Raw genomic sequence first — 14334 nt, 5'->3', positions numbered from 1 at the left:
AAGGCCAAGACCACGGCACAGGCCGCGCCCCCAAACGACGCTTCGGGAGGAGAATCCATGCGTATCCTCATCATCGGCGCTGGCGAGGTGGGATTCCAAACCGCCCAGCGCCTGGCCCAGGAAGACAAAGAAGTCGTGGTGGTGGACACCAACCCCGCGGCGCTCAAGCGCTGCGCGGAGCTCTTGGATGTCCAAGCCATGGAAGGCTCCGGCAGTGACCCGCACGTGCTGATGCAAGCCGGAGTGCGTGACTCCCAGGTGCTTCTTGCAGTCACCGACAGCGACGAGACCAATCTCATCGCCTGCATGTTCGCCCACAGCCTATCCCCAGGAATCCGCAAACTGGCCCGCATCCGCAACGACACCTACACCTCCTTTGCACCGGATTTCCTCCAGCGCACCCTGGGGCTCGACACCGTGGTCAATCCGGACGAAGAGGCCGTGCGTGCCATCGAGCGCCTCATGGCGGTGCCGGACGCAGAAGACGTCCTGGAATTCGCCGGCGGCCGTCTCAAGGTGGTGGGGCTTCGACTCCGGGCTGAGGCCGCGGTCACCGGACAGAACCTCGCCGAGCTGCGTCAACATCCCGCCACCGCCCCATTGGTGGTGGCGGCCATTTTTCGGGAAGAGCGCCTCATCGTGCCCTCCGGGGAAGACACCCTCCAGCCCGGAGACCTCGTCTACCTCGTGTGCCGGAGCACCGACCTTGCCCCCACCTTGAAAATTTTCGGCTACCGAAGCCAACCTCCGGCATCGGCGCTCATCGTGGGCGGCGGCGACATCGGCCTGCGCCTGGCCCAACGCCTGGAATCCACTGCCATGCATGTCCGCCTGGTGGAGCGTGATCCCGTCCGCTGCGAACATCTTTCGTCAGTCCTGCACCGCACCGTCATCCTCCACGGCGACGGCACGGACCAAGAGCTCCTCCAGGAAGAAAACGTGGGCGAGCTCGATCTGGTGGTGACCCTTACCGGCGATGAAGAAACCAATATCCTCTGCTCGCTTCTGGCCCGGCGCCTGGGGGCGGGTATGGTCATCACCCGCATCAGTAAATTCGCGTACATGCCCATTGTCCAGGCCATCGGCCTGGGCCATGTGGTCAATCCGAGGCTGGCCGCCATCGACTCCGTGCTGCGCCACATGCGCCAAAGCAAGATCTTCTCCCTCTCCTCCCTCAAGACCGAAGACGTCGAGGTCCAGGAAATCGAGGTGGAAGACGGCGCGCCCGTGACGACCACGGCCCTGCGCCATCTGCTGCTTCCCCGAGGCGTCCTCGTACTCGCGGTACTGCGCGGAAAAGAGGCCATCATTCCCCAGGGAGACACCGTGATCCGGCCTGGAGACCATGCCGTGGTACTGTGCCGGCGGAACCGGATCGCAGCCATGGAAGCGGCCTTTGGCGCAGCGGGGCAGCGGCCATGATCCGCCTCAGTATCGTCTGCCGGATTTTGGGGGCGCTCATCCTCTGTGTGGGCGCGTCCATGCTCCCTGCCGCTGTCCTGGGGGCCGTGGAGGACGACGCCGGCGCAAAGGCCCTCTTCACCGCCATGGCCGTGGCAGCACTCAGCGGTGGCGGGCTCTTTATTCCATGGCGTACGGCGCGGCCCACGAACATCTCCCACCGCGAAGGCATGCTCATCGTCACCTTGGGCTGGGTGGTCGTTGCCGCCCTCGGGGCCTTCCCGTTATGGCATGGTACGCAGCTTTCCTTCACGGATGCCTATTTCGAATCCATGTCCGGATTCACCACCACGGGCTCCTCCATCCTCACCGACATCGAAGCCCTGCCGCGCAGTCTGCTGTTATGGCGCAGCACCACCCATTGGCTGGGCGGCATGGGGATCATCGTGCTGTCGCTCGCCATCCTCCCCTTTCTCGGGGTGGGCGGCATGCAGCTCTACAAGGCCGAAGTGCCCTCCCCGGTGCCCGACAAACTCCAACCCCGTATCCGGGACACCGCCGCAAGCCTCTGGAAAGTGTACGTAGCCTTGAGTGGCATCGAAATCCTCCTTCTCATGCTCTGCGGCATGGAAGGCTTCGACGCCGTGTGCCACACCTTCGGCACCCTGGCCACAGGCGGCTTTTCCACCAAGAACACCTCGGTGGCCTACTACGCGAGCCCTGCCATCGACGCAGTCATCACGGTCTTCATGCTCGCCTCGGGGATCAACTTCGCCCTCTACTTCCAAGCCATCCAGGGGCGCCCCTTGGCCCTATGGCGCGACCCGGAGTGCCGCTGCTTTCTGGGTATCGTCGCCCTGCTTACCGCCATGTGCACCTGGGATATCTGGACAAGCGTGTACCCGTCCCTCCTGGAGAGTCTGCGCTACGCCGCATTTCAGGTAGTCTCCATCATCACCACTACCGGATTTGCCACCGCGGATTTCGAGTCCTGGCCGCCCCTTTCCCAAACCCTGCTCGTCCTGTGCATGTTTTTCGGCGCCTCCACCGGCAGCACCGGCGGCGGCATCAAGACCATGCGCCTCATACTCCTGGCCAAGCAAAGTCTGCGGGAGCTCTTCCGCCTCATCCACCCGCGCAGCGTGGCGCAGATCAAGCTCGGCGGCAAACCCGTACCCGCGGACGTGCAGGCCAGTGTCTGGGGATTTTTCACCCTCTATGCGCTGGTATTCGTGACCGCCAGCACCCTTCTTGCCTGTATGGGTCAGGATTTGGCCACGGCGTTCACCGCAGTGGCGGCCACTCTGGGCAACATCGGCCCAGGCCTTGGCACCGTGGGGCCGGCAGAGAACTTCGCCCACCTGCCCACGGCCGCCAAGTGGCTGCTTTCCCTGTGTATGCTCCTGGGACGCCTGGAGATCTATACGGTCCTCGTGCTCCTCGTCCCCGAGTTTTGGCGCCATTAGGGAGGGCTCCATGAGCCATGCGTCCTCCTGTCACGCCCCGCCGCACCGCACCGCGCCCCACAGCGGACCACGCATCCTCTTTTTTTCCGGCGGGACAGCCCTGCGGGAGATAAGCCGCGCCCTCACCGCGTGGACCCACAACTCCATCCACCTCATCACTCCCTTCGATTCCGGGGGCAGTTCCGCGGTGCTGCGTCGTGCCTTCGGCATGCCTGCGGTGGGTGACCTGCGCAACCGCCTCCTCGCTCTAGCGGACCCCGATCACCCCTGCGCAGCGGCCACCGCCCAGCTTTTGGCCTTCCGCCTGCCGCACGACGCCCCAGCCCACGAACTGCATGCCACGCTCCGCGCCCTGGCCGAAGGAAGCCACCCCCGTATCCGCCAGGTCCCCGAGCCCGCACGCACCGTCCTCTGCCAGCACCTGCGTTCCTTTGCCGAGCGCATCGACGCCCGTTTCGATCTCAGACGGGCGAGCATCGGCAACCTCGTCCTCGCCGCCGGATACCTCGACGCCGGCCGAGACATGGACCCCATCGTCACCCAATGCGCCGGGCTCCTCCGCGCTCAAGGACACGTACGGCTCACGGCCAACGCCAACGCCCATCTGCGCGCCCGTCTCCGGGATGGTCAGGTCGTCATCGGCCAACACCGGCTGACCGGCAAGGAGGCGCCGCCGCTGGAGGTCCCCATCGCGCATCTCGACCTCGTGGATGCAAGCGGCCGCCCCGCAACCATAGCCATCGACGACCAGGGAGCGCGCTGCATCCACAGCGCAGACCTCATCTGCTACCCGGTGGGGAGCTTTTTTACCTCCGTCATCGCCAATCTCCTCCCCCAGGGTGTGGCCGAAGCCATCGCCGCAGCCCATTGCCCCAAGATCTTCATCCCTAATCCCCTGCCGGATCCAGAAACCAGCCGCATCACCTTGGCCGACCAATTACGCCTGCTCATCCGTTCCGCCTGCCCTCCGCACATCCCAGCGCAGCACGCCCTCAACGCCGTCCTCCTCGACCCCGCCGTCGCGTATCCCGGCCGCGCCGAGGCCGTCTCCTATGCCCGCTCGCTGCGCGTGGAGGTGCTGGGCATCCCCTTCACCGCCCCCGACGGCCGCGCCGATCCGCAGAAGTTGTGCCGCATCCTCGTGTCCCTCGCCCAGGAGGGACGCACGACGACGCGCTGTATTGCCGCGAACGTCGCTCACTAGCGCGCTCCAGGGGCTCAAACGACGACTCAGGAAGACAAAAAACCGCCGTCCCCAGCAGGAAGAAAGCCCAGGGGATGGCCTCTGGCAAGCGTCTGCCCCCAACACTTCGCTGGGGCGCTCTTGGAAAAAACGGGGAAACGAAACCGCCGCCTGAGGCATGCGCCTTCAGTCGGTCCTATCAGAAACCGCCATGACCACCCATCCGGCCCACGACTCGGTGTGCAGATCCGCCGCCTGCAGGCGCTCCTGCACCAGGGCGGCCCACTTGCGCGCCACCACGGCCACACTGCCCGGAGCAAGTGGCCCCAGGGCGTTGGCCGAGACCCGCTGCACCGGAATGCCGGCAGCATTGGCGTAGGCCTGCAAACCGTAGAGTTTGTTTTCCTCCACGAGCAGCACCTTCTGGGGCGCAAAGGACTGCACCACGCTGAAAAGCTGGCGCATGTTGGGGGTGAGCGGCACATATGTCAGCACGAGACGGCCGGCGAGGGTAACGATCAGCACGCCTGCCAGCATCCCGGCCACAGCCCTCCCGGACAGCGGCACGTGTGTCAGGGTGCCGGCCAGCATCACGGCCAAAGGGATGGAAAGGGGCAGGACATAGAGCGGCAAGCGGCTCTTGGCCACAAAGAAGATCACGAGGGGAACGAGCACCCACAAGGCCAAAAAATCCCGGTCGGGCCGTGCCCCCTGCTGCCACCATTGCCGCACAGGAACACGGGTGAGCGCCATCCACGGCAACGGTCCTGCGGCCAGAAGCGGCAGGTAGAGGACAAAAGGCTTCCACCACTGGGGATTCCGGTGGAAGGTGTCCGAGGTAAGACGCGCCACCACTTCCTGCCCCAGCCAATAGGAGACCAACTCCGGATGCCGCAGGGCCTCGAAAACGTACCAGCCGAGCCCCGCCACCGCAAAAAGGCCGAGCCCCGCCGCAGTGACCACAGGCCGATGACGGCGGCGCCACCAATGCCACGGGAGGATGGCCACAAGCGGCACCAGGGCCGGCGGCCCCTTGGTGAGAAAGGCCAGGCCCCAGAAAAGCCCCATGCCGGCAAGCCAGATGTGCGGCCGAGGCCGCTGCAGGCTCGCCAGATAGCAGGCCACAGCCAAGGTCTCCCACAAGGTGAGCAAGAGGTCCGTGGAAAGAAAAGTCACGCCGAGCACCGGCAAGAGCGAGGTCAAAGTCGCCGCCACCGCCCACCACGCACACCGAGCGTCCCCCCATTGCCGGGCAAGGAGCGCCACGGCCCCCACAAGGGCCAAAAACACCACGGCCTGGGCCAGGCGTGCGCCCTCCTCCACCTGACCCACGGCGGCCATGCCCGCGGCCAGCACCCAATAGGTGAACGGCGGTTTGGTCCAGTGCGGCCTGCCGTCCAAGGTGGGCTCCAGCCACTGGCCGCTTTGCAGCATCTCCTGGGCGCACAGGACGTAGCGGCCTTCAGTGGTCTCCAAGAGCCCGCGGGAGAGGTTCGCGCCCAAGGCCACGATCACCGCCACCGCGGCCAAGGCTAGCCAGGCGGCCACCGGGTGCTGCGCGAGCCACGGCTGCGCGGCGGCAGGGGTGTCGCTCCAAGGCTTCGGCGTCATGGATGCAGCCATCGGGGAAGCACCAAGACGATTTCCGGCCACACGGTGATGAGCACGATCCCCGCCAGCACCGCCGCCAAAAACGGCACGATACCGCGGAAGATGGCCTCCAGGGTGATGAGCTCGCGCATGCCGGTGATGGCTCCATAGACGACGTACACGTTGATGCCCACCGGCGGGGTGATGACTCCCATCTCGGTCACCAGGACAATGAGCACCCCAAACCAGATGGGGTCATATCCCAAGCCCGTGATCACGGGGTAGAACACCGGGATGGTGAGCATGACCAGGGCAAGGGAATCCATGAAGCAGCCGCCCACGAAATACACCGCCACGATGACCGCAAGGATCAGCACCGGCGGCAGGGCAAGGCCGCCAATCCAGCCCGCCACATCGAAGGGGATGCGGGTAACCGCCAAAAACTTGCCGAACACCGTGGCGCCGGCCACCAAAAAGAGCACCATGGCGGAGGTGCGCAGAGTCTCGTGCACGGACTTCACGATCAAGGCCCAGGAGAGCTGCCCTTGGACGAGTCCCAGCACGAGCACCGCAAAGGCGCCTACGGCCGCAGCCTCGGTGGGCGTGAACCAACCGCGGAAAAGCCCGGTCATGACCACGCCAAAGACCACCACGATGTCCACGAGCCCCCCGAGGGAGCGCAGCCGCTCGGCCCAGGAAGAGCGCTCTCCAGGCGGGCCCAGAGAGGGGTCGCGCCAGCACACCCAAGCGATGGCCACGAGGAAAAGCAGCGTGATGAGAAGGGCCGGCAAGATTCCGGCCACGAAGAGCGCGCCGATGGACTGCTGGGTGAGCACGCCGTAGACGATCAGAACCACGCTCGGCGGCATGATCATGCCGAGCCCGCCGCCCGCCGCCACCGCACCGGCGGACAGACGGTTGCGGTAGCCGAAGCGCTTCATCTCCGGGAAGGCCACCGTGGCCATGGTGGCCGCCGTGGCCGGACTCGATCCGCACACCGCGCCAAAAGCGGTGCAGGAGACCACCGTGGCCATGGCCAGTCCGCCGTGGACGTGTCCCAAAAAGCGGTACGCGCAGGCAAAAAGACGCCGGCTGATCCCGGCGTTGAAGGCAAGTTGCCCCATGAGCACGAAAAGCGGCACCGTGGAGAGATCGTACGAAGCAAAGGTCGTGTAGAGACTGCGGGCAAGCATACCGAGGCTTGCCGAGGGCGAGATGAGCACCGCAAAGCCTGCGGTCCCCACCAGGGTCATGGCAAAGGCCACGGGCATACGCGTGGCAAAGAGCACGAGCATCACCACGATGCCCACACATCCCGTCCATGCCGGGGTCATGCATCCCTCCTGCGCAGCCAGTGGATGAACTCGGCGACCATGAGGAGCGCGGTCACCGCAAGGCCTGCGGCAAGCAGCCCCACCACAGCGCCTTCCGGCCAGCCCAGGTTGAGCGAGACCTCACTGGATCGGCACTTGGCCACGGCATAGGCCCCCACCGCCCAAGCCATGGCCAGCCAGAGTCCCAACGAACCGAGATCACGGACAAATTTCAGGCGCCGCTGCCAGCGCGGCGACAGGCGCCGCACCACGAGCTCCACCCCGATATGCGCCCGGTGCTCCTGGCAATAGGGGAGACTCGCCGCCACCACGGCCACACACAGAAAGGCCACCATCTCTTCCGCACCAAAGAGCGGCACGCCGACAAGCCGCCCCACCACGCTCACCACGGTGACAGCCATCATGAGGAGCACCGCGGCCGTGGCCACAGCGCGAGTCAGGCGGACCACCATCTCCTGCACTTTCTGCATCCCCTCGAATTCCCCTCACGCACATGCGGCAGAGGAAGTCCCCTGCCGCATGGTTTTGTCTGTTCTCGTCAGCGTTCAGGCCGCCGGCGCACACGTTTCAGCGCAGCCGCTCCTGCACGAAAGACACCAGCCCCGCGCCGTCGAGGCCCGCCTTCTGACAGGCTTCGATGTACTGGGCAAGCACCGGCTCCATGGCCGCCCGCCACCGCCCTTCTTCTTCCGCGCTCAGGGTGATGATCTTTTTGCCTTTTTCCAAAAAGAACTTCCGGCCTTCCCGGTCGCTTTCGTCCCAGGCCGCGCCATGCTTGGCGGCCCATTCCTGGCAGAGGGCGGTGATGGTGCGCTGGTGCTCGACAGGGATGCGGTCCCAGGCGGCCTTGTTCATGGCCACGAAGAAGACCGTGGTGTAGGCCGTGGCCCGGGTGTCGATCATGAAATCCACCACCTCGGCCATCTTCCAGCCCTTGTTGGTCTCCACGGGATACATGCTCCCGTCCACCACCCGCTTTTGCAGGGCCTGATAGGCGTCGTTCATGGGCATGGCCACCGGACTTGCGCCCAAGGCCGCCACCACGGCGGCACTGGAGCCCGTGGCACGGATCTTGAGGCCGGAGACGTCCTCCAAGCGGGTCACGGGCTTGGCCACGGTATGGAGAATCCCCGGGCCATGGGCGTGCAGGTACAGCACATGGACATCGTTCACTTCCTTGGGCGCAAAGCGGGCCAAGGCCTCATTGGCGACGCGGGTGGCCAAGGCCCCGGTGGGGTAGCCCAAGGGCAAATCCAGCCCCGAGAGCAACGGGAAACGCCCCTTGGTATAGGCGAACGCGGACATGGCGATATCCGAAATCCCTTCCACCACGCCGTCATAGGCGTTTTGCGGCTTGGTCAGCGTGCCGCCGGGGTAGTAGTCGATGACTACGGCGCCGCCGGTGCGTCGCGCCACTTCCTGACACCACTCTTCCGCCAGCTTGGACTGCACATGGGTGGGGGGGAAAAAATTGCTGTAGGTCAACCGGATGGGCTCCGCCCATGCCGAAGCTGCGGCGCTTACCGCCAGCAGCAGAAAAACGATCCGCGCCATCATGATTCCTCCGAAGAAACAGTGCCCGGCCCCACGACCGGACGGTTTGGGGAAGCCTCTGCCTCAGGGCAAAGGGTGCGGGACGCCGCACATTCCAAGGCCAACTTCCGGGCGACCCGACAAAAATCCTCCCAATGGAGTACGCCGGTGCCCATGAGTTCATGAATCACAAAACCTTCGAACAACGCCGTGTTGAGGGCGCCCATGGCCTGACCATCGCACCCCGGCGGCAGAAACGGACCCACGAGCGCGGCAAAGATTTCGTTGGAGAGGCGGTAGTGCGCCTCCGAGAGACGGGCGCGCAGCTCAGGCTTGCGCGCCGCATAGATGGTGAACTCCAAAAACACCAAAGACCAGCCGCGATCCTGGTGGATGCGGGCGAGAAAATCGAGGACGCCGTCCATCACCTCGGCAAGGCTGCGGGCCTCACGCACCCGCGCGTCGCGCATGGCGCGGTACTGCCGCATCTTGCTGGCGATGATCTCCAGCATGAGTTCGTCCTTGCTCGCCCAGTAGCGGTAGAAATTACCCTTGGCATAGCCTGCGGCCTCGGTGATCTCCTGCACCGTGGTGGCGAGATAGCCCTTCTCCACAAAGAGCCGCTCCGCAGCCTCCAAAAGCTCCTGCTGGGTCTGGGCGGATTTTTCCTGCTGCCGTCGTGCCATGACGCCTCGTCAAAAAATGACCATCGGTCAAAAGATGACCCGCGTTACCGTGCGGTCCCCAAAGCTGTCAAACACAAAAATCACGCGCCTGGGGCACGCCGTGCGAGGCGTACTACGCGTCGGCGGCAAGGAGGCGCTGGAGTTCCTCGATGGCCCGCTGCGCCACGCGTCGGCCCTCGGCAATGGCCTCGGAGGCGCGATGGAACTCCAACAGCCCCAAATGCCCAAGCCTGGGAGCGAGCAGGACCTCCGGCGGGTCCCCCGCCATGCGGCTGCGGGTGATGCGGTCCTGGATGATGTTGACGCTGGCGGCCACGGCCTCGAAAAGGCTCGGCGGGTCGTCCGCGGCCATGCCGGGAAAGACGCTTTTGGCGTACTCGGTGATCCACGCCGGAAAGCGACCGTTTTTGCCGGACTCCGCCTTGCGGCGGCGAAGGTGTTTGCCCACGATGTCGGCGTTGAGGTTCACGGCCAAGACCACCTCCGCCCCCAAGGCCCGGCATACGGATACCGGCACCGGGTTCACCAACCCGCCGTCCACCAGCCACCGGCCACGGTGGCGAATGGCCGGGAAAAGCCCCGGCAAGGCGATGGAAGCCCACACAGCGTCCAGTACGCCGCCTTTTTTGAGCCAGATTTCCCGCCCGTTCTCCATGTCCGTGGCCACGGTGGCGAAACGCACCGGAAGATCGGCGATATCCAAGTCCTCCGACGCCACATGCTGGGCGAGGAAACGGCGCAGGCGATCTGTATCCACCACGCCGCGCAGGGAAAAATCCAGCTCGAAGAACCGCGCCACCTCCAGCTTGGTCAACGACGTCACCCACGCGGTCAGGCGTTCCAGGTTGCCGCTTGCGTACGCCGCGCCCACCACCGCTCCGATGGAGGTGCCGCACACCACCTGCGGCGCCAGGCCCGCCTCGACAAGGGCCTGCAGCACGCCGATATGCACCCATCCCCGGGCCGCCCCGCCGCCCAAGGCGACTGCCCATGTTGGCGCCATGCTCTCTCCTTATGTGTTCCACGACTCTGCAGCAAAAATGCTGTGCGGCTCCGTACCCGCTTTCTGCATCAGGTCAATGACCTCGGACCTTGAAGCCTGCGGCCAAAGCCCGTACGTCTGCGGCCATGGCGCGGTTTCTCTGGTGTTTCGCCGTCCTCCTCATGCTGCTCGCCCCAGCCGCTGTGACGCACGCGGCGCGGCCCAGTGTGCTCGTGCTCCAATCCTATCATCCCGGACTCACCTGGACCGACGAGCTCACCCGCGGCATCCTCGATGCCTTTCACGAAAAGCTCCCCGAAGCCCTCTTGTGGGTGGAATACCTCGACACCAAACGCAACCCCAGCCCCGAATACCTTACCCGACTGGCCGAACTCTTACGCGCCAAGCTCCGTGGCCAGCGCTTCGATCTCATCCTGGCCTGCGACAATGTGGCCTTGGACTTCGTGCGCACCGAGCTGGCCCCGCACTTTCCGCAGGCCGCGGTAGTCTTTTGCGGAGTCAATGGCTTTACGCCACACATGCTCGCCGGCCTTGCCCGCGTCACGGGCCTGGCGGAAACTCCGGCCCTGGCCGAGACCATCCGTCTGGCGCTCCGCCTGCATCCGGGCACCCGGGAGTTTGTCATCATCGGCGGCGATCAGGTCTCCCCGGACGACATCACGGACCGGGAGCTCCGCGCCACGGCCCCCCAATTTGCACCCGTCACCTTCACCTTCTGGAACAACCTGGACGCCGCCACCCTGCGCCGGCGCCTGCCCACTCTCAGCGCAGGCCAGGTGATCCTGGTGCACGGCGTACTGCGCAATGAAGAGGGCATCCTCCTCGATTACCGGGACAAAAACCGTTTTCTCGCCCAGTACGCCCAGGTCCCCATCTACGGCTTCTGGGACTTCGAGCTGGGCAGCGGCTGTCTTGGCGGCGTCATGATCGAGGCCTACGCCCACGGCCACGCCGCCGGAGTCATGGCTACGGAGGTCCTTGGCACCGGCGCCCTGCCGCCGGTGGTGGAAAAGACCCCCACGGTGCCCATGTTCGACGACCGCCAACTGCTCCGCTTCGACATCCCGCACGCCAAACTCCCCCCCAATTCCCGCATCCTCTTCGCGCCGCCTCGATTCTACAGCATCCCCAAGGAATGGACCTGGGCCGCCGCCCTCGGGGTGGCGCTTTTGTGTGCCATGCTCGCCCTGTCCATGCTGGCCTTGCGCCTGCGGCGCGCCTCCCAAGCGGCCCTGGAGCGCCATGCCGCTCACCTGGAGTTGGCGGTGGCCGAACGCACCCGCCACCTGCGCGAGGCCAACGCCGAACTGGAGCGGGAGGTGGCCGAGCGCATCCAGGCGGAAAACGCCCTGCGCAAGGCCCAGGCCGGGCTCACCATCGAAGTGGAACGCCGCACCCGGGACCTGGCCTTCGAAATCGAACAGCGCCGCCAGACCGAGGCCTTGCTGCGCGACCGCGAGGCCAAGGCCCGGGCCTTGCTCGACGCCCCCTCCGAGTCCCTGTTCCTGGTGGACGAAGACGGCGTCATCCTCGAGATCAACGACGCCGCGGCCCAGCGCATCGGCGGCAACCGCGAGTCGCTCCTGGGCATGCGTCTTGCGGACGTGCTCGACGAAGCCCTGGCCGCCACCTGTCACACGGCCATGGCCAGGGCGCTCGCCACCGGCGAAGTCCAAAGCGTGAGCCAAACCGGCCCTCCCCAAGACTACGATGTCCGCGTCACTTTGGTGCGCACCCAGGACAGCGCCGGCGGACGCCTGGCCGTCTTCCTGGCCGACGTCACCGAGACCCGACGCCTCGCCCGCCAGGTCCTGCTGTTGGACAAGATCACCTCCCTCGGCCGCATGGCCGCAGGGCTGGCCCATGAGATCCGAAACCCCCTCTCCGGCATCCTCGGCTACCTCTATGCCCTGGAGGCCATGGCGCAGGAGCTTCCCGAAGAGACGGCGCGCACGCTTGGCTCCCTCACCGCCAAACTTGGCGCCGCTGCCGGCAAGATCGAGGCGGTCATCCGCCGGGTCCTCGACTTCTCCAAGCCTTCGACGCCCCATTTTCAGCACCTCGACCTGCGCAATCCCGTCACCGAGGCCGTGGGGCTCATGGCCACCACGCTGCGCAAGCACGGGGTCGAACTCCAGACCGAACTGCCCCCCGAACCCGTCTGGGTGCGGGGCGACCCCACGCTGCTCGAGCAATTGGTGGTCAACCTCGCCGACAACGCCGCCCGGGCGGCCCGAGGAGTCCCTGGCCGACGCCCACGCATCCGCATCACGGTGGGAAAAGACGCAGCCCATGCCCGCATCAGCGTGGAAGACAGCGGCCCCGGGGTGCCCATCCAAGAGAGGGAGCGCATCTTCGACCCCTTCTACACCACCGCCGTGGACGGCACCGGCATCGGGCTCTCCATCGTGCAGCGCATCCTGGCGGACCACGGCGGCGCAGTCCAGGTCACCGACAGTCCCCTGGGCGGCGCGGCTTTCGTGGTGGATCTCCCCACCGCATCCGCCGCGCCCCCACGCCTCCAACCCGAAACGGACGTGCCCCATGCGCATGAGCATTCTGATCATCGACGATGAAGAGTCCATCCGCGACAGCCTCGCCCTGACCCTGGGCCGGGACTACCAGGTGGCCACCGCGGCCACGGCCGGCCAGGGCCTGGAACTCGCCCGCAAGGACCCTCCGGACATCGTGCTCCTCGATATTGGATTGCCGGACCAAAGCGGCCTGGAAATCATGCCCGAACTGCGGCAATCCGCCCCGCACGCGGCCATCATCGTCATCACGGCCTACGAAGACGTGCGCACGGCCATCAGCGCCATGAAGGCCGGGGCCGTGGACTACCTGGTCAAACCCGTGCGCCTGGAGGCCCTTTCCGCCGCCCTTGGCCGCACCGCCAGTTTCCTGCGCCTGGGCAAAGAAGCGCGGCTGCTCCAGGAGCGGGCGCTGCGCGAGCACATGCCCTTTTTCATCGCCGAAAGCGACGCCATCACCGCAGTCATGGACCTGGTGGGCCGCGTGGCTCAAAGCCCGGACACCCCGGTGCTCGTAGAGGGCGAGACCGGCACGGGCAAAGAACTCCTCGCCAGCGCCATCCACCTGCGCAGCCCGCTTTTCCGCGGCCCGCTGGTGAGCCTCAACTGCGCGGCCATCCCGCGGGATTTGGTGGAAAGCGAACTCTTCGGCTACGCGCCCGGCGCCTTCAGCGGGGCGGAACGCCGCGGCAAGGCCGGACTCGTGGCCACGGCCGACGGCGGCACCCTGTTTCTCGACGAAGTGGGGGAACTGCCCCTGGAGGTCCAGGCCAAGCTCCTGCGCTTCGTGCAAAGCGGCGAATTCTACCCCGTGGGCGCCACGCGGCCGCGCACGGTGCAAACCCGCATCATCGCCGCCACCAACCGTAACCTCGAAGAGTGCGTCGCCCAAGGCACCTTCCGCCAGGACCTCTTCTTCCGCCTGGCAGTGGTGCGCATCCGCGTGCCCTCCTTGGCGGAGCGCCAAGGAGACATCCTCCCCATGGCCCGAGCCTTTCTCCACGAATTCGCCTCCAAGTTCGGCAAGGAACTTGCCGGGCTGACGCCGGAGGCCGAAGCCTGCCTGCTTGCCCACTCCTGGCCCGGCAACGTGCGCGAACTCAAAAACCTCATGGAGCGCGCCGCACTACTGGCCCGCGGGCCCCAAATCACCCCCGAGGACCTGGGGATCGAAACGCCCTCCCGGCACCCGGCAGCCGCCTTGCCGCCGCTGCCGCCAGAGGGGTTGGATCTGCCCCGGTTGCTTGCCCAGGTGGAGCGCCACTACCTCTCCCAGGCCCTGGCCCTCGCCCAGGGCAACGAATCTCAAGCCGCCCGCCTGCTGCAGCTCACCCGAGACACCTTCCGCTACCGCCGCGCCAAACTGCTGACAGCCCCGGACAAAGGTCACGACAGCGCTTCGCCTTTTCCCGAATAACAGCCATCCCCCCCGGCCAACGCTCCACACGGCCACCAACTGAAAAAGCCCAGAAAACCCCTGCGCAACGCAGAGGTCCTCTGGGCTTTGAAGCATCCCAAGACCAAGGAGAGGAAACGCACACGAAGTTTCCGTCTCTTGCGTCTTCACCCCCTCAACTCGGGCCATGCATTCAGAGATGTTAAGGTCG

Annotated in this window: 11 protein-coding genes; 5 read left to right on the top strand and 6 right to left on the bottom strand. The window is 65.9% G+C overall.

Going from position 1 to position 14334, the window contains the following annotated elements; translation table 11 throughout:
- Positions 1 to 57: 57 nt before the first annotated feature.
- Genes trkA through BR00_RS08170 form a run of 3 tightly spaced genes read left to right on the top strand, consistent with a single transcriptional unit; the run spans position 58 to position 4071 of the window.
- Entirely contained in the window at positions 58 to 1422 is a 1365-nt protein-coding gene (trkA, locus tag BR00_RS08180; RefSeq protein ID WP_496477100.1) for a Trk system potassium transporter TrkA, read from the top strand.
- Positions 1422 to 2867 (top strand): TrkH family potassium uptake protein, encoded by a 1446-nt coding sequence (locus BR00_RS08175; protein ID WP_496477166.1) that lies wholly within the window; start codon positions 1422 to 1424, stop codon positions 2865 to 2867. The genes trkA and BR00_RS08175 overlap by 1 nt, the downstream gene beginning before the upstream one ends.
- 10 nt (positions 2868 to 2877) lie before the next feature.
- Positions 2878 to 4071, top strand: a complete 1194-nt coding sequence (locus BR00_RS08170) for a GAK system CofD-like protein (RefSeq protein ID WP_496477099.1) — start codon at positions 2878 to 2880, stop codon at positions 4069 to 4071.
- A 165-nt stretch (positions 4072 to 4236) separates the two neighbouring features.
- Here BR00_RS08170 and BR00_RS08165 read toward each other — a convergent pair whose 3' ends face one another.
- The 6 genes from BR00_RS08165 to BR00_RS08140 form a co-directional block, all read right to left on the bottom strand.
- Positions 4237 to 5661, bottom strand: a complete 1425-nt coding sequence (locus BR00_RS08165; RefSeq protein WP_496477098.1) for a glycosyltransferase family 39 protein — start codon at positions 5659 to 5661, stop codon at positions 4237 to 4239.
- The gene (locus BR00_RS08160; protein ID WP_496477097.1) at positions 5658 to 6974 is read right to left on the bottom strand and encodes a TRAP transporter large permease; all 1317 of its coding nucleotides are present in this window, start codon (positions 6972 to 6974) and stop codon (positions 5658 to 5660) included. The genes BR00_RS08165 and BR00_RS08160 overlap by 4 nt, the downstream gene beginning before the upstream one ends.
- Complete coding sequence (locus tag BR00_RS08155) at positions 6971 to 7444, bottom strand: TRAP transporter small permease (RefSeq protein ID WP_496477096.1); 474 nt, start codon at positions 7442 to 7444, stop codon at positions 6971 to 6973. The genes BR00_RS08160 and BR00_RS08155 overlap by 4 nt, the downstream gene beginning before the upstream one ends.
- Positions 7445 to 7541: 97 nt before the next feature.
- A complete protein-coding gene (locus BR00_RS08150) occupies positions 7542 to 8531 on the bottom strand; it encodes a TRAP transporter substrate-binding protein (protein WP_496477095.1) in 990 nt (329 codons plus the stop codon).
- Positions 8528 to 9193, bottom strand: a complete 666-nt coding sequence (locus tag BR00_RS08145; protein WP_496477094.1) for a TetR/AcrR family transcriptional regulator — start codon at positions 9191 to 9193, stop codon at positions 8528 to 8530. Before BR00_RS08145 ends, BR00_RS08150 begins: the two co-directional genes overlap by 4 nt.
- A 112-nt stretch (positions 9194 to 9305) precedes the next feature.
- On the bottom strand, positions 9306 to 10196 hold the full coding sequence (locus BR00_RS08140) for a patatin-like phospholipase family protein (protein WP_496477093.1): 891 nt from the start codon (positions 10194 to 10196) through the stop codon (positions 9306 to 9308).
- Between the two features lie 125 nt (positions 10197 to 10321).
- Here BR00_RS08140 and BR00_RS08135 point away from each other — a divergent pair, with 125 nt between their 5' ends.
- Both BR00_RS08135 and BR00_RS08130 read left to right on the top strand, forming a co-directional pair.
- A complete protein-coding gene (locus BR00_RS08135) occupies positions 10322 to 12772 on the top strand; it encodes an ATP-binding protein (protein WP_496477092.1) in 2451 nt (816 codons plus the stop codon).
- Entirely contained in the window at positions 12741 to 14144 is a 1404-nt protein-coding gene (locus tag BR00_RS08130; protein WP_496477091.1) for a sigma-54-dependent transcriptional regulator, read from the top strand. Before BR00_RS08135 ends, BR00_RS08130 begins: the two co-directional genes overlap by 32 nt.
- Positions 14145 to 14334 lie beyond the last annotated feature (190 nt).

It is taken from the genome of Thermodesulfomicrobium thermophilum DSM 16697 (genome assembly GCF_059568695.1).
The sequence above is the reverse complement of the archived record's forward strand: the minus strand, read 5'-3'. Positions and strand labels throughout refer to the sequence as shown.